This is a genomic window from Paenirhizobium naphthalenivorans, from assembly GCF_007992095.1.
GTDB classification, from domain to species: Bacteria; Pseudomonadota; Alphaproteobacteria; order Rhizobiales; family Rhizobiaceae; genus Allorhizobium; species Allorhizobium naphthalenivorans.
On the sequence record NZ_BJZP01000017.1, the window covers coordinates 13,559 to 39,023 of the forward strand.

Here is a 25,465-nt window from a genome sequence, read left to right on the forward strand (position 1 = left end):
CACTGGTAAAGGCGCGCATAGGCCTGGCACCGCTCTGATGCCTCTCAGGCCTGCTCGGCCACCCGCTCGTTGAAGAACAGCGCCTGGCTGATCAACGCCTTGACCATGTCGGGGTTGAACGGCTTGGTGACGAGGAAGGCAGGCTCCGGCCGTTCGCCGGTCAGCAGCCGCTCCGGGAAGGCGGTGATGAAAATGACAGGAACGGTGTCGACCTTGAGAATGTCGTTGACCGCATCGATGCCCGAACTGCCGTCGGCCAGTTGGATATCGGCCAGCACCATTTTCGGATTGGTACGATTGTAGAGTTCGACTGCCTCGGCATGGGTGCGCGCGATGCCGGTGACCCGGTGGCCCAGATCTTCGACCATCTGCTCTATGTCGAGCGCGATCAGCGGCTCATCCTCGATGATCATGATATCCGTCGCCACCTGACGGGAAATCTCGGTGGACGCCTCGTTGAAAAGCGTATTGAACCCGGCCTCGTCGACACCGAGAACCTCGGCGGCCTCGGCCGGCGAGAAGCCCTCAACGGTGATCAGCAGAAAGGCATGGCGCGGGCGTGCCGGCACATTGGAAAGATTGGCCGCAGCCCGCTTTTCCCAGGCAAATGGAGAGGTAACCTCCGGAACTTTCACTTGGGTCGAATCGAACAGCGTGACGAACAGCTTGTAGAGAGAAACGCGATCATTGGCGCCCTTTGGGAAAATCGATATATCCGCGATCAGGGCTTCGAGGACTGCGGCGACATAGGCGTCTCCGGAAGTCTGGGAGCCGGTAACGGCCCGTGCGTATCGCCGAAGGTAGGGAAGGTGGGCGGCAACGCGGACGGTAAGAGACATGCGGTTTCTCCAATTGATAGAGTATGGTGCGGACTGAGCGAGAAACGCGTCTCCCGAAAAAAAGTTCCTCCATTGGGGAACTTTTTTCCGTTGACCCGATTAACCAAATAATCTCAATCTCGCCTAGCGCATCGGCCGGAAAAACGGAATCATTTTCCATCAGGAACAATGCGCTATTTCAAAGTGTTAGAGCGTCCTTGGCGCGTCTGGAAAGACGCGCGGCGCTCTATGGGACAAACGGGCTTCATGAAAACACCGGGCAAGCAATCCGTAAAGGCCGCACAGCCGCAATCCGACTCTGCCGTCAGGAGTAAGCCGGACGCCAATGCGGCGATCGCCGCCAGGCTACGCGGCTATTACGACAGTATCGTCGAAGAGGGGACGCCGCCGGCGTTTCTCGATCTTCTCGAGCGGCTCGACAAGGCCGAACGAGGCGAAAAAGACTGAAGCCAAGGAGCACCTCCGCCCCTGCCCTTCACCGTAAAGGCGCTTGCCGCCGCCTGTGCCCATCCGCCTTTCGGCCGCCGGTTCCGCAACGCTTTCCCGACGCCCTCAGACGCGCGGCCCGCGCCCGAAACCCCGGCTTCTCGTCAGCACGTAGACAAAGCTCGCGACCATGATCGTGGTGACGATCGGGCTCGCCTTCATCATGCCCGGCAGCTCGCTCATCAGCCCGGCGGTCACCGGATCCGGTTGTTGCGCGGCGAGCGCAGCCTGACGCTCCAGCATCCGTTGCTCGGTTCGCCGGTTCAGCACGGCGACCACGGCCAACACCACAAGCGCCGCCGCCATCGCCGCAGCGGCAACAACCAGCGCCGCCGCCACCGGTCCCGCCTGCGCCGCCACATAGAAGGCGAGCGCCATGACCAGCGCCACATAGGCGGTCAGGAAGAACAGCGTCGCGATGACCCCGCCGATGGTCTTGCGCTTGACCTCGACGGCCGTCGTCACGACATTGCCGAGCGCCAGGGTGACGATTTGCTCGAGCATTCCCCGCATGATCAGCGCCGGCTCAACAGCGCGGCCAGAAAGCCGACGCCGGCCGCGATCGCAATCGCCTGAAGCGGCTTGTTGCGAATATGCGCCTCGAGATCCTGCTCGGCCGAAAGAAAGCTGCTGCGGGCGTTTTCGGCATATTGAACGGAAGCATCCGCCGCCTCCGCGCCGATCTCGCTTGCCCTCATCCCGGCTTCCTTGATCTTTCCGCTGCCGAACGAGGCAAGGGTCTGCGTCAGCGCGGCAATGTCGCGGCGCAGGTTTTCCAGTTCCGCCTGCACGTCGCCGGCGCTCGCGCTGCTGGCGATCTCGGCCTCGTCGATCAGGGTATCAGCCTTTGCCTTCGCCTTGTCCGCCATGGATGCCGTGGCCATCTCAAATCTCCTTCATGAACTCTGTCGTGCTGAAAACGTCTCAACCGCCGATCGGTTCCGCAATTTTGTACGCCTTGCACCCGGACCGCGCAAGGCGGGGGCGATCCGTCTCGCGTCCGCCATCAGGAAATCGTGAACGCGCGCGTATCGTCCGTGAATCTGCAACCGCGGCGAAAAAGAACCTCGGAACATCTGCCACCCGACGACGTTAACTCACCGAAGACAAAGCTCTTCCCCATCACAAAGCAAGGAGATCGACATGAACTGGAATCAGATCGAAGGCAATTGGCAGCAGTTCAAGGGCAAGGCCCAGGAACAGTGGGGCAAGATCAGCGGTGACGACATGGACGTGATCGCCGGCAACCGCAAGCAGCTCGCCGGCAAGATCCAGGAGGCCTACGGCAAGACCCAGGAAGAAGCCGAGCGCGAAATCGACAATTGGGTCAGCCGGCACTAAGGCGTAAATCCAGAGATACCAAGGCCCGGAACGCAAGTTCCGGGCTTTTTCGCGCCCACTCCAGCCACGCCGCCCCTCCGCTTGCCGACACCGGCGTCAAAGCCGCGATGCCCGCCCGAATGGCGACCGGCCATTCATTCGACATTCGCCCTTGCCTTCGCGGCCGCCGCTCCTTTTAATGCCGCCGCCAAGCCTAGGGAGACCTGCGTACCCGATGAAAAAGATCGTCTTTCTCGACCGCGACACGCTGTCGCCCGAAACCGTTGTGCGCCCGCCCGCCTTCCCGCACGAACTGATCGTTCATGGCCGCACCGCGCCGGATGAGGTCGCCGATCGCATCGCGGATGCCGATATCGTCATCTCCAACAAGGCGCCGCTGCGACGCGAGAGCCTTGCCGGCGCCAGAAAGCTGAAGCTGATCGCGGTGGCGGCAACCGGCACCGACATCATCGACCTCGATTGCGCCGCGAAACAGGGCATCAGGGTCTCCAACATCCGCGACTACGCCAGACACACCGTGCCGGAACACACCTTCGCCCTGATGCTGGCGCTGCGCCGTTCGCTGGTGTCCTACCGCCAGTCGGTTCTTCAGGGGCGCTGGCAGGAGGTGGCGCAGGTCTGCTTCTTCGACCACCCGATCGCCGACCTCGGCGGCTCGACCCTTGGCATCATCGGCAACGGCACGCTCGGCCAGGCCGTCGGCCGCATCGCCGAAGCCTTCGGCATGAGACTGCTGATCGCCGGCCGCAAGGGGACGAGCGACATCAAGCCCGGCCAGACGCCCTTCGACGAGGTGCTGCGCCGCGCCGACGTCATCACGCTCCACTGCCCGCTCAACGCCGAGACCCGCGGCATCATCGGCACGCGCGAATTCGCCCTGATGGAAAAAAAGCCGATCCTCATCAACACTGGTCGCGGCGGATTGGTCGACGAATTGGCGCTCGAACAGGCGCTGGAAAAGGATCAGATCGCCGCCGCCGGCTTCGATGTCACTGACGGCGAACCGCCGGCCACGGATAGCCCGATGATGCGCATCGCCGCCCGTCCGAACGTCATCCTCACCCCTCATGTCGCCTGGGCCAGCCGCGAAGCCGTCCAGGCCCTCGCCGACCAGCTGATCGAAAACATCGAGCTTTTCATCGCCGGCACGCCGCGCAACGTGGTGGGCTGACAGCGGAACTTTGCGCCAACGCCGCTTGCCGGGGGCGCCTACGGGGGCCCGAAGCTGCCGTACTCGCATAACCATGAGCCCGTTACACGGCTGTCATACTCCATGCTTATCGACCTGAATGTCGCGTTACGAAACGATCCACGGCATCATCTCGACAGGTATCCCTATGACTAAAACGGTCAGCAGCCGGCCGCTTTCACTTTCCTCCTTCCTACTCGTGCTGTTTACGGGCACCATGTGCAGTTCGATGATCGTGTCCTTCATGACTTTCTACATTGTGGAGGGCCTGGGACGCGCGCCGTGGACCATCAGCCTCTATGCTGGCGCCGTTACCGTTCTTGGCATAACTTGCAACCGCACCTTCGGGCGATGGCTGGATGCGGGAGTTGCCCCCTTTTCGCTGATCGGTGTAGCACTGGCGGGTTACCTTTTGGCCACCACAGCCCTGTCGATTTCGCCGTCCTTCTGGACAGTTCTGACCTTCGGCGTGATCGGCTTCGGTCTGAGCGGTAGTGCCGTGTCCACCATGTTCAGTCTCGGGACGGTCGTCGCGGAACGCCGCGAGATCGCACGTGGCCGGTCCAACGCCTTCATGCGCGCCACTACGTCAACGGCCTGGATGATAGGCCCGGCGGTGGCGTTCCTGTTCTCGGAGCGCTTCGGTGAAGCAGCCGTCTTCAAGCTGGCATTAGGACTTGCACTATGCTGGGCGCTGATGTGGTGGACGATCATCCCGCGCGACATGACGCTTAGCCCGAAAGCAGGATCGGTGAAGACCTCTGCGCAACAGCCTAGTGGCCTGTGGCTGGCGGCAGCCTTCGTCTTCTGCCTGTCCTCGGCACACTCGCTGACATTCAGCGCGCTGCCACTGTTTTATGTGCGGGAAGTCGGGCTGCCCGGCTATGCGCCAGGCACGGCCTTCAGCATGAAGACCTTCGTGGAAATCTTTGCGATCTTCACGACACCGTTGATTATATCCCGCTTCGGCCTGAAGGGGCCACTTGTCGTGGTGGCGCTCTTGGCCGCCGTCACGATCCTGCTTCTGTCGTATGTGCAGACCTATCCACAGATGCTGGCAGGCGCGGCATTAGAGGGACTTTATTATGGCCTCTATGCCAGCATCGGCATCAGTTTCATGCAATCCTTCGCCGGTGACCGCCCGGCCCAGGCCACCGCGCTCTACTGGAATGTTCTGAGCGTCAGCGGCATCCTAGCTGGCCCCGCGACCGGCTTTATAGCGCAAGCCTACGACTTCCAAGCAGTCATCCGGGTGGCCTCAGCCGTGGCTGCTTTCGCCGCCCTGCTACTTTTCGCGTCGATGTTTCGTAAGCACTGGCTATGAAACGTCGAAACCTCCAGTTTATTGTGCTTCAGCAAGGCCGCTCCGACCAGCGATGTGCAAAACAGTCTGAAAGCTCCGGCAAACTCGCAGCCGTCCACACACGATGCAATCCGGGAGTCATTCGGCTGCTTTCGGCCCAAAGCGGTCACACTTGGCAAAGCCAGTCTATAAGACCGTCAGGTGCCACTGGTTTCGCGAAGCTATGCTCGGACCACCAATGGTGGTCAGCACACCCAAATGCCGTCAAAGGCAGTCTACCTGACCTGCTGCCGCATAAGCTGCCAATGAAGATGCCTGCAATCCGATGGCAAGCACTAGGCCATGACACGCGGCCAAAAACCACGCACTTGTTCGAAGTTGCGGGCGAGTGATCGAAGCGATGAGGAATGCGAAACTAGAAAATCCTACTGCCAGCCAGAGAAAGCCTAGCGGAGGAATATAGAACATAATGATCGACCAGCAGCTTGCAAAAGTATAGCGACCTGCTGTCATGTAAGACCATGTAGCCAGCGCTACCCATAGCAGTGTGTGCATGAGGACTGAACCCGCTCTCCACAAGTAGCTGTATCGCACTGACTGTCTCCATTGTTTTAGCTTCGGCAGCAATACAATCCCGCCGTTAGCCGCGCAATGACCGCTTATGGCGCGAAGCGGCCAAGCGTCAGCCGCTTCTCGGTCCTTCATGCCCATTGGCAATCTCAAAACCAATGTCTGTTCACGGTAGCAAAATCGAGGCCTTGGCCTCCTTGGCCAAACTTCCGCCCCCCCAATTCCCTTGACCGCAACGACACCGCCCCAGCCAAAGCCGCGCCGAAGGGGACCCGCCCCGCCAAAAGATCGCATACTCCCTTTTCGCAACCCCGACTTTCGGCAGGGATGATTGCCGGGCGAAACCTGTGTTAAGCCGATCGGCAATGAAGAGGCGCCCGCAAGGAGGCGGAGCCCCATCTCGTGGAGGAGAGCCATGGATTTCACCCTGAGCGACCAGCAGCAGGCCTTTGTCGACATGGCGGCCGATTTCGCCGCCGAGGAGCTTGCGCCCTTCGCCCTCGACTGGGACCAGACCAAGCATTTTCCCGTCGACACGCTGAAAAAGGCCGGCAGCCTTGGCCTTGGCGCCATCTGCGTCGCCGATGATGTTGGCGGCTCCGGCCTTGGGCGGCTCGACACCGCGCTGATCATCGAGGCGCTGGCCACCGGTTGCCCGACGGTCGCCGCCTATATCTCGATCCACAACATGTGCGCGACGATGATCGACCGCTATGGCACACCCGAGCAGCGCGAAGCCCATCTGCCGGCGCTCGCCACCATGGACGCGCTCGCCAGCTATTGCCTGACCGAACCCGGCTGCGGCTCGGACGCGGCCGCCCTGAAGACCCGCGCGGTGCGCGACGGCGACGACTATGTGCTGACCGGCCAGAAGCAGTTCATCTCCGGCGCCGGCGCCAGCGCGCTTTACCTGGTCATGGCCCGCACCGGCGAGGACGGCCCGAAGGGCATTTCCGCCTTTCTCGTGCCGGGCGACGCCAAGGGACTGTCCTTCGGCGCCAACGAAAAGAAAATGGGCTGGAACGCCCAGCCGACCCGCGCCGTGATGATGGACGGCGTGCGCGTGCCGGCCGCAAACCGCCTCGGCGCCGAAGGCGACGGCTTCCGCATCGCCATGTCCGGCCTCGACGGCGGACGGCTGAACATCGCCGCCGCCTCACTCGGCGGCGCCCGATCCGCCTTCGACAAGGCGGTCGCCTACATGAGGGACCGCAAGGCCTTCGGCAGGCCGATCGCCGAATTCCAGGCGCTCCAGTTCGAACTCGCCGACATGGCGACCGATCTTGAGGCGGCCCGCACCTTCCTCTGGCGCGCGGCCAGCGCCCTCGATGACAGGGCGCCGGATGCCACCACCCTCTGCGCCATGGCAAAACGCCTCGTCACCGACCGCTGCTTCGACGTCGCCAATCGCGCCTTGCAGCTGCATGGCGGCTATGGCTATCTCGCCGAATACGGCATCGAGAAGATCGTCCGGGACCTGCGCGTCCACCAGATCCTCGAAGGCACCAATGAGATCATGCGGGTCATCGTCGCCCGCGCGGTGATCGGCAAGTAACGAACAGGGAGACGAGATGCGCTATCTGACAACGACGGAACTCACCGGCGAGGACGTGCTTTCGGGCCGGCAGGGCAGCCTCGGCGTGATCCTGCTCAACCGCCCGCGCGTGCTCAACAGCCTGTCGCTCCCCATGGTGCAGGCGATCGGCGAAGCGCTGGACCGGTTTGAAAAGGACCCGGCGATCGCCGCCGTCCTGATGACCGGCGAAGGCGAACGCGGGCTTTGCGCCGGTGGCGACATCCGCACCTTCTACGAGAGCGGCAAGGCCGGTGACGGCCGCGCGGCGGATTTCCTGCGGGCCGAATACCGGATGAACGCCCGCATCGCCACCTACTCGAAACCCTATGTGGTCTTCATGGAAGGCATCACCATGGGCGGCGGCGTCGGCGTCTCAAGCCATGGCAGCCATCGCATCGTCACCGACACGACGAAGCTCGCCATGCCCGAAACCGGCATCGGCTTCTTCCCCGACATCGGCGCCACCTGGCTTTTGGCCAGGGCGCCGGGCGAACTCGGCACCCTGATGGGCCTGACCGGTGAGGCGATCGGCGCGGCCGATGCGATCGAAGCCGGTTTCGCCGACCGGTTCGTGCCCGCAAGTGCTCTGGCCACCCTCGCCGAAAGCCTGACGACCCTGCCGGCAAATGCCGGGCCGGCCGAAGTGTCCGCGCTCGTTGAAGCGGCGGCAAAGCCGGCCCCGGTCGGCGAGTTTGTCGAAAACCGCGCCCTGATCGATCGCTGCTTCGGCTTCGACACGGTCGAGCAGATCGCCGCGGCCCTCGCCGCAGAGGAGAGTGCCTTCGCCACCCGAGTGCGCTCCGCCATGCTGGCGAAATCGCCCACCAGCCTGAAGGTGACACTGGCGCTGCTCAGGGCCGCGCGCCGGTCGCCCGATCTCGAAACCTGCCTCGAGCGGGAATTCGCCGCCACCGCGCAGATCCTGCACACGCCCGACTTCTATGAGGGCATCCGCGCCGCCATCATCGACAAGGACCGCAATCCGCGATGGTCGCCCGCAAGCCTCGACGCGGTCGGCCCGCAGATTGTCGAACCGTTCTTCAAGCCGCATCCGCAACCACTGTTCAGCTAAACGCCAGGTCTCTCACTCGATCTCATAGGGCATGGCGTTGCGCACGCTGTGGTCGACCACCAGCTTGCGCTTCAAGGGCGGCACCGCGCGGCTGGTGCATTTGACCCGCTCGCAGATCCGGCAGGAAATGCCGATCGGATCGAAGGCGGCGCGGTTGGAAAGGTCGAGATCGTCGGCGTAGACGAAGGCGTCGGCGTAGGAGATCTCGCAGCCGAGCGCCAGCGCGTAGCGCGGCTGGGCGGCGCGGAAGCCCAGCGTGCCCTTGTTGACCTGCATGGCCAGACAGAGATAGCGAACCCCGTCCGGCGTCTCGGCCAGCTGGCGAATGATCCGGCCAGGCGCCTCGAAGGCCTGATGCGCGTTCCACAAGGGGCAGGCCGCGCCGAACCGGGCGAATTGCAGTCGCGCCGCGCTATGGCGTTTGGTGATATTGCCGGCCCGGTCGATGCGGGCAAAGAAGATCGGCACACCCTTCAGCCCCGGCCGCTGCAATGTCGACAGCCGGTGACAGACCTGCTCGAGCGAGGCGCCAAAGCGCGCGGCAAGCAACTCGATGTCATGACGCAGCTCGCGGGCCGCCTGATGGAAGCTGCGATAGGGCAGGATCAGCGCGCCGGCGAAATAATTGTGCAGGCCGATGCGGCAGACCTCCACCGCCTCCTCGGTGCGGAAGCTGGCCTGCTTGAGCACCTGCTCGATCGTGTCGCCGGCATGAAGCTGGGCGATCTGCGTGGCGACCTGGAAATCGCGGGTCGGCGCCGAGGCATAGCGCGACAGCGTCAGGATGCGGCTTGCCGGGTCGAAGCGACGGATCGCTTCCTCGCCCGCATCGCCGCGCACCACGCGCACCCCGTGGCGGTTCTCGAGGAAGCCGGCGAGCGCCGCGTAATTCTCCCCCTCCCCGAGCTTCAGCTGTCCGGCCAGACTTTCCGCCAGTATGTCGATGTCGTGAATATAATTGTCGACGAAGTGGAAGAAATCACGCACCTCGTCATAGGAGGTCGTCTCGTTCGAGGGTGCCGCACCAAACCGGTCGTCATAGCTCACCAATTGCTCGCTGTTGCGGCGATAGGCCTGGTGACAGGTGATCAACGCATGCGCCAGCCCCGGCGCGTTCTGGGTGACGAGCTTCAACTCCTGCAGGCTCGGCGAATAGGTCTCGAACAGCGGATCGCTCAGCGCCTCGGAAAGCGCCGAGAGCAGCCGGTCGTTCTGCCCCGACGAAAGTTCAGTGATGTCGATGCCGAACTTTTCCGCCAGCGCCAGCAGCACCGCCGCCGACACCGGCCGCTGGTTGTTCTCGATCTGGTTCAGATAGCTGGTGGAAATGCCGATCTTGTCGGCAAACTGGGCCTGCGTGGCATTGCCCGCCTGCCGGAGTTCGCGCACCTTGCGCCCAATGAAAAGCTTACCGATGGCCATTTGCAAATTCGCATTTTTCTGTTTGCAAATTCATAAATCCACAATTGCACCTGTTCAATCATTTTCTTTGCAAGCCCTTGCGTTTAAGGGCACAAACAATCATCCGCGCCTTACATATGTCGGGAGGAAGCATGCTAGATATTTTGGATCAGCTCGAAGCGCGCCGCGCCGAGGCCCACCTTGGCGGCGGTCAGCGCCGCATCAACGCCCAGCATACCAAGGGCAAGCTGACGGCCCGCGAGCGCATCGAGGTTCTGCTCGATGAGGGTTCGTTTGAAGAATACGACATGTATGTGACCCATCGCTGCACCGACTTCGGCATGGCCGAGCAGAAGGTCGCCGGCGATGGCGTCGTCACCGGCTGGGGCACGATCAATGGCCGCCAGGTCTATGTCTTCTCCCAGGACTTTACCGTGCTCGGCGGCTCCTTGTCCGAGACCCATGCCCAGAAGATCTGCAAGATCATGGATATGGCGCTGAAAAACGGCGCGCCGGTCATCGGCCTCAATGACTCGGGCGGCGCCCGCATTCAGGAAGGCGTCGCCTCGCTCGCCGGCTATGCCGACGTCTTCAAGCGCAATGTCGATGCCTCCGGCGTCGTACCGCAGATCTCCGTCATCATGGGCCCTTGCGCCGGCGGCGCGGTCTACTCGCCGGCCATGACCGACTTCATCTTCATGGTGCGCGATTCATCCTACATGTTCGTCACCGGTCCGGACGTGGTCAAAACCGTCACCAATGAGATCGTCACGGCCGAAGAACTCGGCGGCGCCGGCACCCACACCAAGAAGTCCTCGGTCGCCGACGGCGCCTACGAGAACGACATCGAGGCGCTGGAACAGGTTCGCCTGCTGTTCGACTTCCTGCCGCTCAACAATCGCGAAAAGCCGCCGGTTCGCCCCTTCCACGACGACCCGGCCCGTATCGAGGCCCGCCTCGACACGCTGATCCCGGATTCGTCGAACAAGCCCTACGACATGAAGGAGCTGATCTACGCTCTGGCTGACGAGGGCGATTTCTTCGAGATCCAGGAAGCCTTCGCCAAGAACATCATCACCGGCTTCATCCGCATGGAAGGCCAGACGGTCGGCGTCGTCGCCAACCAGCCAATGGTGCTCGCCGGCTGCCTCGACATCGACAGCTCGCGCAAGGCCGCCCGTTTCGTCCGTTTCTGCGATGCCTTCAACATCCCGATCCTGACGCTGGTCGACGTCCCCGGCTTCCTGCCCGGCACGGCGCAGGAATACGGTGGTGTCATCAAGCACGGCGCCAAACTGCTGTTCGCCTATAGCCAGGCCACCGTGCCGATGGTCACGCTCATCACCCGCAAGGCCTATGGCGGCGCCTATGACGTCATGGCCTCCAAGCATATCGGCGCCGACATCAACTATGCCTGGCCGACCGCCGAAATCGCCGTCATGGGTGCCAAGGGCGCCACCGAGATCCTCTATCGCTCGGAACTCGGCGATGCCGAGAAGATCGCCGCCCGCACCAAGGAATACGAGGTCAATTTCGCCAACCCGTTCAAGGCCGCCGAACGCGGCTTCATCGATGAGGTGATCATGCCGCATTCCTCGCGACGCCGCATCGCCCGCGCTTTCGCCTCCTTGCGCAACAAGCAGGTCGGCACCCACTGGAAGAAGCACGACACGATACCGTTGTGAGGGGGAAAGACATTTGATGGCCAAAATCCCCGAAATGACCAAGCATCGTGGCTTCCCGTCCGGACTGACGGGAACCCAGTGGCAGTTCACCATTCGGCGGGCAAACCCGAAGGTGACGAAGATAACGGCATGGCCGCGCCATCCGAGTCGCGACCAGACCGAGGCTCTGGCGGATGCCGCCTTCCTGCACGCCGCCTGGCACTATTTCGGAGCGGAGCCCTTCGAGCGCGGCAATCTGGATGGCGGGCGGCTTTGCCGGCTGTTCGGACGCGAAATCATTCCGGCCGAAAAGGCCTTCGACCCCGCCTCCTATCAGGCGATGCTACAAATCAATGAAAGTCTGGCGCGGAAGAACTTCCCGCAGGCCTTCGAAGACATAATGGAAGTCTGAAGCCATGATCTCCAAACTCCTGATCGCCAACCGTGGTGAAATCGCCTGCCGGGTCATCAAGACCGCCAAGAAGATGGGCATCAAGACCGTCGCCGTCTATTCCGACGCCGACCGGGATGCCCTGCATGTGAAGATGGCCGACGAGGCCGTCCACATCGGCCCGGCGCCATCCAACCAGTCCTACATCGTCATCGAGAAGATCCTCGAGGCGATCCGCCAGACCGGCGCCGACGCGGTCCATCCGGGCTACGGCTTCCTGTCGGAAAACGCCGTTTTCGCCGATGCGCTTGCCAAGGAAGGTGTCACCTTCGTCGGCCCGCCGGTCAACGCCATCCAGGCCATGGGCGACAAGATCACCTCGAAGAAACTCGCGGCCGAAGCCGGCGTGTCGACCGTTCCCGGCCATATGGGCCTGATCGCCGACGCTGACGAGGCGGTGAAGATCTCCGACCAGATCGGCTACCCGGTGATGATCAAGGCATCGGCCGGCGGCGGCGGCAAGGGCATGCGTATCGCCTGGAACGCCGAGGAGGCCCGCGAAGGCTTCCAGTCGTCGAAGAACGAGGCGAAGAACTCGTTTGGCGATGACCGTATCTTCATCGAGAAGTTCGTCACCGAGCCGCGGCACATCGAAATCCAGGTGCTCGGCGACAAGCACGGCAACGTGCTCTATCTTGGCGAGCGTGAATGCTCGATCCAGCGCCGTAACCAGAAGGTCATCGAGGAGGCCCCCTCGCCCTTCCTCGACGAGGCGACCCGCAAGGCCATGGGCGAACAGGCCGTGGCGCTGGCCAAGGCCGTTGGTTACCATTCCGCCGGCACTGTCGAGTTCATCGTCGATGGCAAGCAGAACAAGTTCTACTTCCTCGAGATGAACACCCGCCTGCAGGTCGAACACCCGGTCACCGAACTGATCACCGGCCTCGATCTCGTCGAGCAGATGATCCGTGTCGCCTCCGGCGAAAAGCTCGCCTTCGGCCAAAGCGACGTCAAGCTCAATGGCTGGGCGATCGAGAGCCGCCTCTATGCCGAAGATCCCTATCGCAACTTCCTGCCGTCGATCGGTCGACTGACCCGTTATCATCCGCCGGTGGAGGGCGTTCAGGACGACGGCACCATCGTGCGCAACGACACCGGCGTCTATGACGGCGGTGAGATCTCGATGTATTACGACCCGATGATCGCCAAGCTCTGCACCTGGGCGCCCGATCGCCTGTCGGCGATCGACGCCATGAGCAAGGCGCTCGACAACTTCGAGGTCGAAGGCATTGGCCACAACCTGCCCTTCCTCTCGGCCGTGATGCAGCAGGAGCGCTTCCGCTCCGGCAAGATCACCACCGCTTATATCGCCGAGGAGTTCAAGGACGGCTTCACCGGGGTCGTGCCCGACGAGGCGGCGGCCCGCAAGCTTGCGGCGATTGCCACCCTCATCAACCAGACGCTTCAGGATCGTGCGGTGGCCATTTCCGGCACCATCGGCAACCATCCGCGTAAGGTCGGCAAGGACTGGGTGGTGACGCTCGCCGGCCACGAGTTCCCGGTGACGATCTCGACCAGTGTCGACGGCACGACCATCGCCTTTGCCGATGGTGGAAAATGCGCTGTCACCGGCGGCTGGCTCCCGGGCCGGACCCACACGATTTTCCACGTCGATGGCGAGGATGTCGGCGTCAAGATCAACCTCGCCGGCCCGGCGATCCGGCTGCGCTGGCGCGGCATGGATGTGACCGTTCGCGTCCGCTCGCCGCGCGTGGCCGAGCTTGCCCACCTGATGCCGGTCAAGCTGCCGCCCGACACGTCGAAGATGCTGCTCTGCCCGATGCCGGGCGTCATCACCTCGATCGCGGTCCAGGAAGGCGACCAGGTCGAAGCCGGCCAGTCGCTTGCCACCGTCGAGGCCATGAAGATGGAGAACATCCTCAAGGCCGAGAAGCGCAGCGTGGTCAAGAAGATCGCGGTCAAGGCCGGCGAAAGCCTGGCTGTCGACGGCCTGATCATGGAATTTGAATAAGCTTCACGGCCTCTTCTCCCCGACGGGAAGAAGAACGATCAGGTATCTCCCCGCCAGCGGGGAGATACGATATGGCCAGCCAGCCGCGTGTCCTCTCCCTCCTTGTGGGGCAGATGGCCGGATGGCCAGAGGGGGTTAAAACGGGGAAAACAATGATCGTTTTTCCAGTGTTTTCAGGCTCGGCACGGGCCAATCGTCCCCAGCGGCTTGCGCGATGTCATGATGGTGTCGTTGCTTTTTCGGATACACTGCGAGGCGTCGCAGCGAGAAGCAGCCGGCGCCCGATGCGAGGAAGAGACGCAAAAGTCGTATCGGGGGTTTGCAGACAGGTTCCCCTCGCTGAACAAGCGGTGTGCCTGTGCGGCACCCAAGCGGCCGGCGTCCGGTGAAACATCGGACGCCTAAGAAGAATAACCGGGGCAAGGATCGGCAGGTTCGGTCCGGACCACCCGAAGTGACACCGGTGAAAGCCGGTGCCAGGGCCGTGTAGAGGAACCGAATTGCGGATAAAAACCGCTGAACGGGGCGCCGGAAGGTGCCGGTTTTATAAAAGTCAATCGAGGCAGCTCCGGCGCCCCGTCCGACTTCGGAGTTTTCAAAGCCACGGCCCTCGCGCGCGTGGTTAAAGGCGCAGGAGAAATTTGGGATGTCGAGCGAAAAAACCATCAAGGACTGGCAAGCTCTGGCCGAGAAGGAGCTGAAGCGTCCGGTCGAAACCATCACCTGGCACACGCCCGAGGGCATCGACGTCAAGCCGCTCTACACGGCCGATGACCTCGCCGGCATCGACTATCTCGGTTCCCTGCCCGGCTTCGCGCCCTTCGTCCGCGGTCCGCGCGCCACCATGTACGCCGGCCGGCCCTGGACCATCCGCCAGTATGCCGGCTTCTCCACGGCGGAAGAATCCAACGCCTTCTACCGCAAGGCGCTCGCCGCCGGCCAGCAGGGCGTTTCGGTTGCCTTCGACCTCGCTACCCACCGCGGTTACGATAGCGATCACCCGCGCGTCGTCGGCGACGTCGGCAAGGCCGGTGTGGCGATCGACAGTGTCGAGGACATGAAGATCCTGTTCGACGGCATCCCACTGGAGAACATCTCCGTCTCGATGACGATGAACGGCGCCGTTATTCCGATCCTGGCCAATTTCATTGTCACCGGCGAGGAACAGGGCGTTTCCCGCGACAAGCTCAGCGGCACCATCCAGAACGACATTCTCAAGGAGTTCATGGTCCGCAACACCTACATCTACCCGCCGGAACCCTCGATGCGCATCATCGCCGACATCATCGAGTATACGGCCAAGGAGATGCCGAAGTTCAACTCGATCTCGATCTCCGGCTACCACATGCAGGAAGCCGGCGCGACGCTGGTGCAGGAGCTGGCCTTCACGCTGGCCGATGGTCGCGAATATGTTCGCGCCGCGCTCGCCAAGGGTCTCGACGTCGATGCCTTTGCCGGTCGCCTCTCGTTCTTCTTCGCCATCGGTATGAATTTCTTCATGGAGGCCGCCAAGCTGCGCGCCGCACGCCTGCTGTGGACCCGCATCATGCAGGAATTCGAGCCGAAGAAGGCCTCCTCCCTGATGCTGCGCACCCACTGTCAGACGTCGGGCGTCTCGCTCCAGGAACAGGATCCCTACAACAACGTCATCCGCACCGCCTATGAGGCGCTGTCGGCGGCGCTGGGCGGCACCCAGTCGCTTCACACCAACGCGCTCGACGAGGCCATCGCCCTGCCGACCGAATTCTCGGCCCGCATCGCCCGCAACACCCAGCTCATCCTGCAAAACGAGACCGGCGTCACCAAGGTCGTCGATCCGCTGGCCGGCTCCTACTATGTCGAAAGCCTGACCAACGAACTGGCCGAAAAGGCCTGGGCGCTGATCGAGGAGGTCGAAAGCCTCGGCGGCATGACCAAGGCGGTCGATGACGGCCTGCCCAAGCGCCTGATCGAGGAAGCCGCGACCCGTCGTCAGGCCGCCGTCGACAAGGGTGATGAAGTCATCGTCGGCGTCAACAAGTTCCGCCTGGAGAACGAGGAGCCGATCGACATCCTCGACATCGACAACACCGCCGTTCGCGCCTCGCAGATCAAGCGGATCGAGCAGACCCGTCGCCAGCGCGACCCGAAGGCGGTCGAAACGGCGCTGGCCCGCATCACCGAATTCGCCCGTTCCGGCGAGGGCAATCTCCTGGAAGCCGCCGTCGACGCCGCCCGCGCCCGCGCCACCGTCGGCGAGATTTCGGACGCCATGCGGGTCGTCTATGGCGACCACGCCGCGACGCCCAAGGTCGTGCACGACATCTACGGCAAGGCCTATGAGGGCGACCCGGAAATGCAGATGCTGTCCGGCCGCCTCGACGAATATGCGAAGAAGGCCGGCAAGCCGCGCATCATGGTCGCCAAGCTCGGCCAGGACGGCCACGACCGCGGCGCCAAGGTGATCGCCTCGGCCTTTGGCGACATCGGCTTCGACGTCGTCGCGGGCCCCTTGTTCCAGACGCCTGAAGAGGCCGCCGATCTGGCGGTCGCCGAAAAGGTTCAGGTCGTCGGCATGTCGTCGCTGGCCGCCGGCCACAAGACGCTCGCTCCGCAACTGGTCGAAGCGTTGAAGGCCAGGGGCGCCAAGGATGTCATCGTCGTCGTCGGCGGCGTCATTCCGCGCCAGGACTATGATTACCTGATGCAGCACGGCGTCTCGGCCGTCTTCGGCCCCGGCACCAACGTGCTGGAAGCCGCCCGCACCGTGCTTGACCTGATCGAGGGTCGCCTGCGCAACGCCTGAGACGTCAGCGCACAGTCTGGCTCGCCGGACGCCCCAATTCAGGGCGTCCGGTAAAGGCTGCGGCATTGGCGCTGACCACGCCGCGCAGGAATTCGATCACGGTCCTCACCCGCGCCACCTGCCGCAGGTCGTGATGACAGGCGATCCAGTAATGGCGGCAGAGGTCGATCTCGTCCTCCAGCACCACCTGCAGTTCCGGATAACGTTCGGCGATGAAGATCGGCAGGACGCAAAGCCCCAGCCCGCTGCGCGTCGCGGTTAGCTGGGCGAAAATGCTCGAGCTTTGGAAATGCGGCCGGATTCGCGGATGGATGTCGCCAAGATAGTCCAGCCCCGGCGCGAAGATCATATCCTGAATATAGCCGATGAAAGCATGCTGGAGCAGTTCGTCGCGCGCCTTGGGCTCGCCTCGCCTGGCGAGATAGTCACCCGTCGCGTAGATCTTCAGGTGATAATCGGTGAGCTTCTCGGTGAAATACGGCCCGCCCTTCGGCGGATCGAGAACGACGGCGACGTCCGCCTCCTTGCGCGATAGCGCCATGATCTGCTGGATCGTCACCAGCTCGAGCGAGATGCTCGCATGCCGCGCCGTGAAGTCCGGCAAGGCGTGCGTGAAGAAGAAGTTGGAAAAGCCCTCCGGAGCCGACAGCCTGACGACACCGCGCTGCCCGACCGCACCGCCGGCGAGATCGGCCTGAAGCCGCTCGGTCTCCTGCTCGATCTTCTCCGCGGTCTCGACGAAACGCTGGCCCATCGTCGTCAGCACGTAGCCCCGCGGGTTGCGCTCGAACAACTTGACCTTCAGGGCGAACTCCAGCCGGTCGATGCGTCGAGAGACCGTCGCATGACTGGAACGTAGCTGCCTCGCCGCGGTCGACAGCTGTCCCGTGCGCGCCACGGCGAGGAAGAATTGCAGATCGTCCCAGGTGAAGTTCATATTGCTCACGGCCTCTCCCTCTGTTCAAAAATGAACAGACCCTGTTTGCAATTAGTTAAGCCTTGCGCTTGCGTCAACCGATGCTTTCCGGGATCATGCCCACTGACATGCCGTTCTGAGGAGGACGGATCGTCAATTTTTGAACAGGTTCGCGACCTGCACTCTGGGAGGAGATCAAAATGCGAAACAAGCTCATTGCGTCCATGGCCATTCTGTTGGCAAGCAGCACCGCCGCGCTTGCCGACGCATCCGACGGTAAGGTGAAGATCGGCATCCTGAACGACCAGTCCGGCGTCTACGCCGACTTCGGCGGAAAGTTCTCCTACGAGGCCGCGAAGATGGCGGTCGAAGATTACGGTGGCAAGGTGCTCGGCGTCCCGGTCGAAGTCATCACCGCCGACCACCAGAACAAGGCGGACATCGCCTCCAACATCGCCCGCCAGTGGTATGACACCGAGCAGGTCGACACCATCATGGAGCTGACCACCTCGTCTGTCGGTCTCGCTGTCCAGGCACTGTCGAACGAAAAGAAGAAGATCACCATCAACACCGGCGCTGCCTCCACCGACCTGACCGGCAAGCAGTGCACCCCCTACGGCTTCCATTGGGCCTATGACACCCATGCGCTCGCCGTCGGCACCGGTGGCGCCATCGTCGACCAGGGCGGCGACAGCTGGTTCTTCCTGACCGCGGACTACGCGTTCGGCTATTCGCTTGAAGAAAACACCGGCGACGTCGTCAAGGCCAAGGGCGGCAAGGTACTCGGCGCCGTGCGTCATCCGCTGGCGACCACCGACTATTCGTCGTTCCTACTGCAGGCCCAGTCCTCCGGCGCCAAGGTCGTCGGCCTCGCCAATGCCGGCATGGACACCCAGAACGCCATTAAGCAGGCGGCTGAATTCGGCATTGTCGCTGGCGGCCAGCGTCTCGCGGCCCTGCTCTTCACCCTTGCCGAAGTTCACGGCCTCGGACTTGAAGCCGCCCAGGGCCTGACCCTGACCGAAGCCTTCTACTGGAACCGCGACGACGAAAGCCGTGCCTTCGGCAAGCGCTTCTTCGAGCGCACCGGCGCCATGCCGAACATGGTTCATGCCGGCACCTATTCCGCCGTCACCTCCTACCTGAAGGCCGTCGAGGCCGCCGGCACCGACGAAACCGAAGCAGTTGCCGCCAAGCTTCACGAACTCCCGGTCAACGACCTCTTCGCCAAGGGCGGCAAGGTCGCCGCCAACGGCCGCATGATCCATGACGTCTACCTCATGGAGGTCAAGAAGCCTGGCGAAAGCGACATCCCGTGGGATTACTACAACGTCCTCGCGACCATCCCGGGCGACCAGGCATTCATGGATCCGGCCAAGTCCGGCTGCCCCCTGGTCAAGTAAGCAACAAAAGAGTGCGGACGAATAGATGAACAAAGATCCTGTGCAACAGCAGGACGAGCCGCGGGTGGTCCTTTCCGCCCGCGGTCTTGGCAAGGATTTCTTCGGCTTCACCGCCGTGAACAACGTCAACCTCGACGTCCATCATGCCCGTATCCATGCGCTGATCGGGCCGAACGGCGCGGGCAAGACGACGGTGTTCAACCTCCTGACCAAGTTCCTGCAACCGACCCGGGGAAAGATCACCCTTCTCGGAACCGACATCACCAGAACCAGGCCCGACAAGATCGCGCGTATGGGTATGGTGCGATCGTTCCAGATCTCGGCGGTCTTTCCGCACTTGACCGTGCTTGAAAACGTCCGCGTCGCCCTTCAACGCCCCAATGAACTGGCGGTCCAGTTCTGGTTGCCGCTTTCTTCGCTCGACCGGTTGAACGGCCGGGCGGACGTCCTGATCAACGAGCTGGGGCTGACGCCTTACCGTGACACTCGGGCCGGCGACCTGTCCTACGGACGCAAGCGCGTACTGGAAATCGCCACCACCCTGGCGCTTGATCCGGAAGTCTTGTTGCTCGACGAGCCGATGGCCGGCATGGGGCAGGAAGACGTGCGCATGGTGGCCGACATCATCCGCGAGGTCGCCCGCCACCGCGCCGTTCTGATGGTTGAACACAATCTCTCTGTCGTTGCCGACATCTGCCACCACGTCACCGTCCTGCAACGCGGCGAAATCATCGCCGAAGGCGATTACGCCGACGTCAGCCAGGACCCGCGGGTGCGCACCGCCTACATGGGCACGGAGGACTAATGGCACCGCTTCTCAATGTTGCCGGGCTTCAGGCCTGGTATGGCGAAAGCCACGTTCTTCATGGCGTCGATCTCTACGTCAATGAAGGCGAAATGATCTGTATTCTCGGCCGTAACGGCATGGGCAAAACCACCACTCTCAGAACGATCATGGGCATCCTGCGCAAACGTTCGGGCGAAGTCACCTTCGCCGGCCAGGACATGATGTCAATCCCGCTGCACAAGACGGCTCGTGCCGGTCTCGGCTTCGTGCCGGAAGAGCGCGGCATCTTCGCCACTCTCTCGGTCGAGGAAAACCTCCTGCTGCCGCCAGTGATCGCCAAGGGCGGGATGAGCCTCGAGGAAATCTACGAACTCTTCCCCAATCTCCAGGAGCGCCGCAACAGCCCGGGCACCAAGCTATCCGGCGGCGAGCAGCAGATGCTCGCCATGGCCCGCATCCTGCGCACCGGCGCGCGCTGCCTGCTGCTTGATGAACCCACCGAAGGCCTTGCCCCGGTCATCATCCAGCGCATCGGCGAGGTTCTGGTCAAGCTCAAGGAACGCGGCATGACTGTTGTCCTCGTCGAACAGAATTTCCGCTTCGCCTCCAAGATCGCCGACCGCTTCTACCTGATGGACCATGGCGAGATGGTGGCCCAATTCCCCGTCGGCGAACTGCCCGAGCGCATGGAAATGCTCAACAAGGTTCTGGGGGTCTGAGACGATGACAATGATTTTCGGCATCCCCGTTCAGGCCTTGTTCGGCCAGCTGCTGATCGGCCTGATCAACGGCTCCTTCTATGCGCTTCTCAGCCTCGGCCTCGCGGTCATCTTCGGCCTGCTGCGCGTGATCAACTTCGCCCATGGCGCCCAGTACATGCTCGGCGCCTTCGTCGCCCTGCTGCTGCTGACCAAAGGCGGCGCCAGCTACTGGGTGGCGCTCGTCGCCTCGCCGATCCTGGTCGGCCTGTTCTCCGCCGCCATCGAACGGACCATGCTGTCCAGACTCTACAAGCTCGACCATCTCTACGGCCTGCTGTTCACCTTCGGCCTGGCGCTCACGATCGAGGGCACATTCCGCTATTTCTTCGGTGCCTCCGGCCAACCGTACCCGGCTCCTTCACAGCTTCAGGGAGCCGTCAATCTCGGCTTCATGTTCCTGCCGATCTATCGCGGCTGGGTCGTTGTGCTGTCCATGCTCGCCTGCCTGGCGACCTGGCTGCTGATCGAAAAGACCAAGCTCGGCGCCTATCTGCGCGCAGCGACGGAAAACCCGGTGCTCGTCCAGTCCTTCGGCATCAACGTGCCGCTGCTCCTGACGCTGACCTACGCTCTGGGCAGCGCACTCGCCGCCTTCGCCGGGGTTCTGGCGGCGCCGATCTACCAGGTCTCGCCGCTGATGGGAACGAACATCATCATCGTCGTCTTCGCCGTCGTCGTCGTCGGTGGCATGGGATCGATCCTGGGCGCGATCGTCACCGGCTACATGCTCGGCATCGCGGAAGGACTGACCAAGGTCTTCTATCCCGAAGCCTCCAACATCGTGGTCTTCGTCATCATGGCAATCGTACTGCTCCTGCGTCCGGCAGGTCTCTTCGGGAAGGATGTCTGACATGTCCCACCATGCAACCGCCGTTTCGGACGTAAACACCGTTTCCACCCATCCCCAGGCCTCGCTGCTGCGCTACGGACTGCTCGGCATCATGCTGGTCCTGCTGCTCGCGGCACCCTTCCTGATCTATCCGATCTTTGTCATGAAGCTGCTGTGCTTCGCCCTCTTCGCCAGCGCCTTCAACCTGCTGCTCGGCTATACCGGATTGCTCTCCTTCGGCCACGCCGCCTTCTTCGGCGGGGCAGCATATTTCACCGCCCATGCGGTCAAGGAATGGGGTGTGCCGCCGGAGATCGGCCTGTTGATCGGCATGGCAGGAGCCGCCGTTCTCGGCCTGCTCATCGGTCTGATCGCCCTTCGCCGCCAAGGCATCTACTTCACCATGATCACGCTGGCGCTGGCGCAGATGTTCTTCTTCTTCTGTCTCCAGGCACCCTTCACCCATGGCGAGGACGGAATCCAGTCGGTGCCACGCGGCCATCTCTTCGGCTTCATCGACCTCTCGGTCTCGCTGAACATGTATTATTTCGTCCTCGGGACCTTTCTGATCGCCATGGCCGTCATCTGGCGCTTCATCAACTCGCCCTTCGGCATGATCCTGAAATCGATCCGCGAGAACGAGAACCGCGCCATTTCGCTTGGCTACTCGGTGGTGCATTACAAACTCGGCGCTTTCGTCATGTCGGCGATGCTGGCCGGTCTTGCCGGCGGCATCAAGGCGCTGGTCTTCCAGTTCGCCACGCTGACCGACGTCACCTGGCAAATGTCGGGGGAAGTCGTTCTGATGACCCTGCTCGGCGGCATCGGCACCATCATCGGCCCGATCTTCGGCGCCAGTCTGGTCGTCGCGCTCCAGAACTTCCTCGCGACCTCCGACTTCCCGGTGACAGTCATAACCGGCGTCGTGTTCATGGTCTGCGTGCTGCTCTTCCGACGCGGCCTAGTGGGGGAATTCTACGGATCGTGGATCGGACGCAAACTCGGCTTCGACCACCGCGTCTGAGACGTCGGCGACTGCCACGACAAAACAGTGACTGAATTTAATAACTGACAATTCTCGGCCCCTGGGCCGGGAACGGCGTCCCTCGGGGTGAGACATGGAAAGCTACGACTATATCGTTATCGGTGCCGGTACAGCCGGCTGCGTCATGGCCAATCGCCTGGCTGCGGATCGGGAGACCCGCGTGCTGCTGCTCGAAGCCGGCGGCAGCGACAACTATCACTGGGTCCACATCCCCGTCGGCTATCTCTACTGCATCAACAATCCACGCACCGACTGGTGCTTCACCACCGCCAAGGAAGACGGACTCAACGGTCGCGCCCTGAGCTATCCTCGCGGCAAGGTGCTGGGCGGCTGTTCGTCGATCAACGGCATGATCTATATGCGTGGCCAGGCCCATGATTACGATCAGTGGCGCCAGATGGGCTGTGAAGGCTGGAGCTGGGACGACGTCCTGCCGCTGTTCCGCAAGTCCGAGGACTTCTACAAAGGCGCTGACGACATGCACGGTTCCGGTGGTGAATGGCGGGTGGAAAAGGCCCGCGTCCGTTGGGCGGTACTCGAAGCCTTCCAGCAGGCGGCCAAGGAAGCCGGCATTCCCGAGACCGCCGACTTCAACCGCGGCAGCAACGAAGGGTCCGGCTATTTTGACGTCAACCAGCGCTCCGGCATCCGTTGGAACACCGCCAAAGCCTTCCTGCGCCCGGCCGTCAAGCGTGGCAATCTGACAGTGCTGACCAAGGCCCATGTCAAGCGTCTGGTGATCGAGGGTGACGCCGTGACCGGCGTCGAGGTGCAGCACGACGGCATGGTCAAGCGTTTCTCGGCGAAACGCGAAACCGTTCTTTGCGCCGGCGCGATCGGCTCACCGCATATCCTCGAACTTTCCGGCGTAGGTCGCGGCGACGTGTTGCACAATGCCGGTATCGACGTGGTCAAAGAGGTTCGCGACGTTGGTGAAAATCTCCAGGACCACCTCCAGCTCCGCCTCGCCTTCAAGGTGACCGGCGTCCCGACCCTTAACGAAAAGGCCTCGAGCCTGATCGGCAAGGCGTCAATCGGCCTGGAATATTTGCTGAAGCGCTCCGGTCCGATGGCCATGGCGCCGAGCCAGCTCGGCATATTCACCCGCTCCGGCTCGGACAAGGAGACGCCGGACCTGCAATATCACGTCCAACCCGTGACACTGGAGAAATTCGGCGAGCCGGTCCACCCCTTCCCGGCCGTGACCGCGAGTGTATGCAACCTGCGGCCTGAAAGTCGTGGCACAGTCCATGCGACCGCTCCCCACTTCTCCGCCCAGCCGGAGATCGCACCGCGCTATCTGACCGCGCCGGCCGACCGCGACGTCGCGGTCAAGGCGATCAGACTGACCCGCAAGATCGCCCGGCAGCCGTCGTTCGCCTGCTTCAATCCGCAGGAGTTCAAGCCCGGCCCGGCCTACGAAACCGACGAGGATCTGGTGCGCGCGGCTGGCGACATCGGCACAACGATCTTCCACCCGGTCGGCACCTGCCGCATGGGGTCTGACGACCAGAGCGTGGTCGATCCACGCCTCAGGATGCGGGCATTGAAACGCCTGCGCATCGCCGACGCCTCGATCATGCCGACGATAACCTCGGGCAATACCAATTCGCCAACCATCATGATCGCTGAAAAGGCGGCGGAAATGATCCTGGCGGACAACCGCTGACGCAGACACAGGAGACGTCACATGGCCAATATCGCATTCATCGGACTCGGCAACATGGGCGGACCAATGGCCGCCAACCTCGTCAAGGCGGGACACAGCGTGAAGGGCTTCGACCTCTCGGCCGAGATCCTAAAGTCGGTCGCTGCGTCCGGCGTCACCCCGGCCACCTCGACCGCCGAGGCGGTTGCTGACGCAGAGACCGTCGTAACCATGCTGCCGAAGGGCGCGCATGTGCTGTCTGTCTGGGGCGACCTCGTCTCGATGGTAAAGGCCGGCACGCTGCTGATCGATTGCTCGACAATCGACGTCGAGAGCGCCCGCAAGGCTCATCAACTGGCAGAGGGCGCAGGCTGCCTGTCGCTCGACGCCCCGGTTTCCGGCGGCACCGGCGGGGCTGCTGCGGCAACACTTACCTTCATGGCCGGCGGCGCTGAGAACGCCTTTGCCAAGGGCAGGCCGCTGCTCGAAGCCATGGGCAAGAAGATCGTCCACTGCGGCGGCAACGGCGCCGGTCAGGCCGCGAAGATCTGTAACAATATGATTCTCGGTATCTCGATGATCGGCGTCTGCGAAGCCTTCGCGCTCGGCGAGAAACTGGGGCTGAGCCATCAGGCGCTGTTCGACGTCGCCTCGACCTCATCCGGCCAGTGCTGGTCGATCAACACCTACTGCCCGGTTCCGGGACCCGTGCCGACCTCTCCGGCCAACAACGGCTACAAACCGGGTTTTGCCGCGGCACTGATGCTAAAGGACCTGAAGCTGTCGCAAGAAGCGGCGCTCGCCGCCGGCGCGGCCACACCGCTCGGCGCGGAGGCGGCCCAACTGTTCGACCTGTTTGACAAGCAGGGTCATGGTGGACGCGACTTCTCGGCGATCATCGAGATGCTGCGCGGCTAGAGATAACTTCCTGAGCACACAACGGCCGACGGAAACAGTTCCGTCGGCCGTTTTTTCATGCAAACTGTGGAGGAGTACGACTCTAGGGGGGTGGGGTGTGCCGTACTCCTCCCACGATGCCTATCGAGGTCATGGGCCGTCCGGCATGGGGTGGCGGAACGGCTGCGATAGGCATCGCGTCGGTCCCAGGGGGCTGGGACCGAGGGCGGTGACTATCTGAACCTTGAAAAGCGCGGATGCGCTGTGGCGGACGGGCGCGCCGCGGTGAAGGCGCGCGCATGTCCGCCAATGGCCGGATGTCGAAGACGGATCGGTCGGAATTCGCGGCGGGCGAAGGTCCAAAATGTCGTGGATCTATCGACAGACGCCTTCGGCGCTGTGGAGCCCCACGGAGGCCGTGCTGTCAGAAACTCGTTTGCGTTCGCAATAGTCGCGAACCTTGTTGTGCACGTCATGTGCCTCAATCCCCATTTTGCATCATCCGCCACATCATGTGCGGAGTTCCGTAC

Annotated in this window: 22 protein-coding genes; 17 read left to right on the forward strand and 5 right to left on the reverse strand. The window is 62.7% G+C overall.

All coding sequences use genetic code 11. The features are described 5' to 3' along the window. Positions 1–44 precede the first annotated feature (44 nt). Positions 45–839 carry a response regulator gene (locus RNA01_RS15655; RefSeq protein WP_147181156.1) on the reverse strand — a complete coding sequence of 265 codons (795 nt, stop codon included), beginning with the start codon at positions 837–839 and terminating at the stop codon, positions 45–47. A gap of 246 nt (positions 840–1,085) precedes the next feature. Between RNA01_RS15655 and RNA01_RS15660 the strand changes: the two genes are divergently transcribed. Beyond that, positions 1,086–1,286, forward strand: coding sequence for a NepR family anti-sigma factor (locus RNA01_RS15660; RefSeq protein ID WP_147181157.1), 201 nt, complete (start codon positions 1,086–1,088; stop codon positions 1,284–1,286). A gap of 105 nt (positions 1,287–1,391) precedes the next feature. Here RNA01_RS15660 and RNA01_RS15665 read toward each other — a convergent pair whose 3' ends face one another. Continuing rightward, entirely contained in the window at positions 1,392–1,838 is a 447-nt protein-coding gene (locus RNA01_RS15665) for a hypothetical protein (RefSeq protein WP_147181158.1), read from the reverse strand. A gap of 2 nt (positions 1,839–1,840) precedes the next feature. Further along, complete coding sequence (locus RNA01_RS15670) at positions 1,841–2,209, reverse strand: ElaB/YgaM/YqjD family protein (RefSeq protein ID WP_147181159.1); 369 nt, start codon at positions 2,207–2,209, stop codon at positions 1,841–1,843. 259 nt (positions 2,210–2,468) lie between these two features. On the opposite strand from RNA01_RS15670, the gene RNA01_RS15675 reads away from it, so the two are divergent. The 5 genes from RNA01_RS15675 to RNA01_RS15695 all read left to right on the forward strand — a co-directional run bounded on the left by RNA01_RS15675 (position 2,469) and on the right by RNA01_RS15695 (position 8,376). Next, a complete protein-coding gene (locus tag RNA01_RS15675; RefSeq protein ID WP_147181160.1) occupies positions 2,469–2,666 on the forward strand; it encodes a CsbD family protein in 198 nt (65 codons plus the stop codon). A gap of 214 nt (positions 2,667–2,880) precedes the next feature. Further along, positions 2,881–3,837 (forward strand): D-2-hydroxyacid dehydrogenase, encoded by a 957-nt coding sequence (locus RNA01_RS15680; protein WP_147181161.1) that lies wholly within the window; start codon positions 2,881–2,883, stop codon positions 3,835–3,837. Positions 3,838–4,003: 166 nt separating this feature from the next. Next, on the forward strand, positions 4,004–5,179 hold the full coding sequence (locus tag RNA01_RS15685) for an MFS transporter (protein WP_147181162.1): 1,176 nt from the start codon (positions 4,004–4,006) through the stop codon (positions 5,177–5,179). 964 nt (positions 5,180–6,143) lie between these two features. Beyond that, on the forward strand, positions 6,144–7,283 hold the full coding sequence (locus RNA01_RS15690) for an acyl-CoA dehydrogenase family protein (protein ID WP_147181163.1): 1,140 nt from the start codon (positions 6,144–6,146) through the stop codon (positions 7,281–7,283). A gap of 16 nt (positions 7,284–7,299) precedes the next feature. Then, positions 7,300–8,376 carry an enoyl-CoA hydratase/isomerase family protein gene (locus RNA01_RS15695; protein ID WP_147181164.1) on the forward strand — a complete coding sequence of 359 codons (1,077 nt, stop codon included), beginning with the start codon at positions 7,300–7,302 and terminating at the stop codon, positions 8,374–8,376. 12 nt (positions 8,377–8,388) lie between these two features. On the opposite strand, the gene RNA01_RS15700 is transcribed toward RNA01_RS15695, so the two are convergent. Then, on the reverse strand, positions 8,389–9,798 hold the full coding sequence (locus RNA01_RS15700) for a helix-turn-helix domain-containing protein (RefSeq protein ID WP_147181165.1): 1,410 nt from the start codon (positions 9,796–9,798) through the stop codon (positions 8,389–8,391). A gap of 131 nt (positions 9,799–9,929) precedes the next feature. Between RNA01_RS15700 and RNA01_RS15705 the strand changes: the two genes are divergently transcribed. From RNA01_RS15705 to scpA, 4 genes are all read left to right on the forward strand, one after another. Continuing rightward, entirely contained in the window at positions 9,930–11,462 is a 1,533-nt protein-coding gene (locus tag RNA01_RS15705; protein ID WP_147181166.1) for an acyl-CoA carboxylase subunit beta, read from the forward strand. Between the two features lie 16 nt (positions 11,463–11,478). After that, complete coding sequence (locus RNA01_RS15710; protein ID WP_147181167.1) at positions 11,479–11,853, forward strand: hypothetical protein; 375 nt, start codon at positions 11,479–11,481, stop codon at positions 11,851–11,853. A gap of 4 nt (positions 11,854–11,857) precedes the next feature. After that, positions 11,858–13,864: an acetyl-CoA carboxylase biotin carboxylase subunit gene (locus RNA01_RS15715; protein ID WP_147181168.1), complete on the forward strand. Its 2,007-nt coding sequence runs from the start codon at positions 11,858–11,860 to the stop codon at positions 13,862–13,864. Between the two features lie 646 nt (positions 13,865–14,510). Beyond that, entirely contained in the window at positions 14,511–16,649 is a 2,139-nt protein-coding gene (gene scpA, locus RNA01_RS15720) for a methylmalonyl-CoA mutase (RefSeq protein WP_147181169.1), read from the forward strand. A gap of 4 nt (positions 16,650–16,653) precedes the next feature. Here the strand turns inward: scpA and RNA01_RS15725 are convergent, their stop codons facing one another. Then, positions 16,654–17,586, reverse strand: a complete 933-nt coding sequence (locus RNA01_RS15725; protein WP_147181222.1) for a LysR family transcriptional regulator — start codon at positions 17,584–17,586, stop codon at positions 16,654–16,656. A 179-nt stretch (positions 17,587–17,765) separates the two neighbouring features. On the opposite strand from RNA01_RS15725, the gene RNA01_RS15730 reads away from it, so the two are divergent. From RNA01_RS15730 to mmsB, 7 genes are all read left to right on the forward strand, one after another. Continuing rightward, positions 17,766–18,968, forward strand: coding sequence for an ABC transporter substrate-binding protein (locus tag RNA01_RS15730; RefSeq protein ID WP_147181170.1), 1,203 nt, complete (start codon positions 17,766–17,768; stop codon positions 18,966–18,968). Between the two features lie 25 nt (positions 18,969–18,993). Continuing rightward, positions 18,994–19,773 carry an ABC transporter ATP-binding protein gene (locus RNA01_RS15735; RefSeq protein WP_147181171.1) on the forward strand — a complete coding sequence of 260 codons (780 nt, stop codon included), beginning with the start codon at positions 18,994–18,996 and terminating at the stop codon, positions 19,771–19,773. Beyond that, complete coding sequence (locus RNA01_RS15740) at positions 19,773–20,474, forward strand: ABC transporter ATP-binding protein (RefSeq protein ID WP_147181172.1); 702 nt, start codon at positions 19,773–19,775, stop codon at positions 20,472–20,474. The genes RNA01_RS15735 and RNA01_RS15740 overlap by 1 nt, the downstream gene beginning before the upstream one ends. Before the next feature lie 4 nt (positions 20,475–20,478). Further along, positions 20,479–21,366: a branched-chain amino acid ABC transporter permease gene (locus RNA01_RS15745; protein ID WP_147181173.1), complete on the forward strand. Its 888-nt coding sequence runs from the start codon at positions 20,479–20,481 to the stop codon at positions 21,364–21,366. A 91-nt stretch (positions 21,367–21,457) separates the two neighbouring features. After that, positions 21,458–22,369, forward strand: a complete 912-nt coding sequence (locus tag RNA01_RS15750; RefSeq protein WP_235916679.1) for a branched-chain amino acid ABC transporter permease — start codon at positions 21,458–21,460, stop codon at positions 22,367–22,369. A 94-nt stretch (positions 22,370–22,463) separates the two neighbouring features. Continuing rightward, a complete protein-coding gene (locus tag RNA01_RS15755; protein ID WP_147181175.1) occupies positions 22,464–24,059 on the forward strand; it encodes a GMC family oxidoreductase in 1,596 nt (531 codons plus the stop codon). A gap of 21 nt (positions 24,060–24,080) precedes the next feature. Beyond that, positions 24,081–24,956: a 3-hydroxyisobutyrate dehydrogenase gene (gene mmsB / locus RNA01_RS15760; RefSeq protein WP_147181176.1), complete on the forward strand. Its 876-nt coding sequence runs from the start codon at positions 24,081–24,083 to the stop codon at positions 24,954–24,956. The last annotated feature ends 509 nt before the right edge of the window (positions 24,957–25,465 follow it).

Bases quoted from the DNA above. Each gene is read 5' to 3' on its own strand.
- RNA01_RS15655 (WP_147181156.1), bottom strand. From the start codon at position 839: ATGTCTCTTACCGTCCGCGTTGCCGCCCACCTTCCCTACCTTCGGCGA.
- RNA01_RS15660 (WP_147181157.1), top strand. From the start codon at position 1,086: ATGAAAACACCGGGCAAGCAATCCGTAAAGGCCGCACAGCCGCAATCC.
- RNA01_RS15665 (WP_147181158.1), bottom strand. From the start codon at position 1,838: ATGCGGGGAATGCTCGAGCAAATCGTCACCCTGGCGCTCGGCAATGTC.
- RNA01_RS15670 (WP_147181159.1), bottom strand. From the start codon at position 2,209: ATGGCCACGGCATCCATGGCGGACAAGGCGAAGGCAAAGGCTGATACC.
- RNA01_RS15675 (WP_147181160.1), top strand. From the start codon at position 2,469: ATGAACTGGAATCAGATCGAAGGCAATTGGCAGCAGTTCAAGGGCAAG.
- RNA01_RS15680 (WP_147181161.1), top strand. From the start codon at position 2,881: ATGAAAAAGATCGTCTTTCTCGACCGCGACACGCTGTCGCCCGAAACC.
- RNA01_RS15685 (WP_147181162.1), top strand. From the start codon at position 4,004: ATGACTAAAACGGTCAGCAGCCGGCCGCTTTCACTTTCCTCCTTCCTA.
- RNA01_RS15690 (WP_147181163.1), top strand. From the start codon at position 6,144: ATGGATTTCACCCTGAGCGACCAGCAGCAGGCCTTTGTCGACATGGCG.
- RNA01_RS15695 (WP_147181164.1), top strand. From the start codon at position 7,300: ATGCGCTATCTGACAACGACGGAACTCACCGGCGAGGACGTGCTTTCG.
- RNA01_RS15700 (WP_147181165.1), bottom strand. From the start codon at position 9,798: ATGGCCATCGGTAAGCTTTTCATTGGGCGCAAGGTGCGCGAACTCCGG.
- RNA01_RS15705 (WP_147181166.1), top strand. From the start codon at position 9,930: ATGCTAGATATTTTGGATCAGCTCGAAGCGCGCCGCGCCGAGGCCCAC.
- RNA01_RS15710 (WP_147181167.1), top strand. From the start codon at position 11,479: ATGGCCAAAATCCCCGAAATGACCAAGCATCGTGGCTTCCCGTCCGGA.
- RNA01_RS15715 (WP_147181168.1), top strand. From the start codon at position 11,858: ATGATCTCCAAACTCCTGATCGCCAACCGTGGTGAAATCGCCTGCCGG.
- scpA (WP_147181169.1), top strand. From the start codon at position 14,511: ATGTCGAGCGAAAAAACCATCAAGGACTGGCAAGCTCTGGCCGAGAAG.
- RNA01_RS15725 (WP_147181222.1), bottom strand. From the start codon at position 17,586: ATGAACTTCACCTGGGACGATCTGCAATTCTTCCTCGCCGTGGCGCGC.
- RNA01_RS15730 (WP_147181170.1), top strand. From the start codon at position 17,766: ATGCGAAACAAGCTCATTGCGTCCATGGCCATTCTGTTGGCAAGCAGC.
- RNA01_RS15735 (WP_147181171.1), top strand. From the start codon at position 18,994: ATGAACAAAGATCCTGTGCAACAGCAGGACGAGCCGCGGGTGGTCCTT.
- RNA01_RS15740 (WP_147181172.1), top strand. From the start codon at position 19,773: ATGGCACCGCTTCTCAATGTTGCCGGGCTTCAGGCCTGGTATGGCGAA.
- RNA01_RS15745 (WP_147181173.1), top strand. From the start codon at position 20,479: ATGACAATGATTTTCGGCATCCCCGTTCAGGCCTTGTTCGGCCAGCTG.
- RNA01_RS15750 (WP_235916679.1), top strand. From the start codon at position 21,458: ATGCTGGTCCTGCTGCTCGCGGCACCCTTCCTGATCTATCCGATCTTT.
- RNA01_RS15755 (WP_147181175.1), top strand. From the start codon at position 22,464: ATGGAAAGCTACGACTATATCGTTATCGGTGCCGGTACAGCCGGCTGC.
- mmsB (WP_147181176.1), top strand. From the start codon at position 24,081: ATGGCCAATATCGCATTCATCGGACTCGGCAACATGGGCGGACCAATG.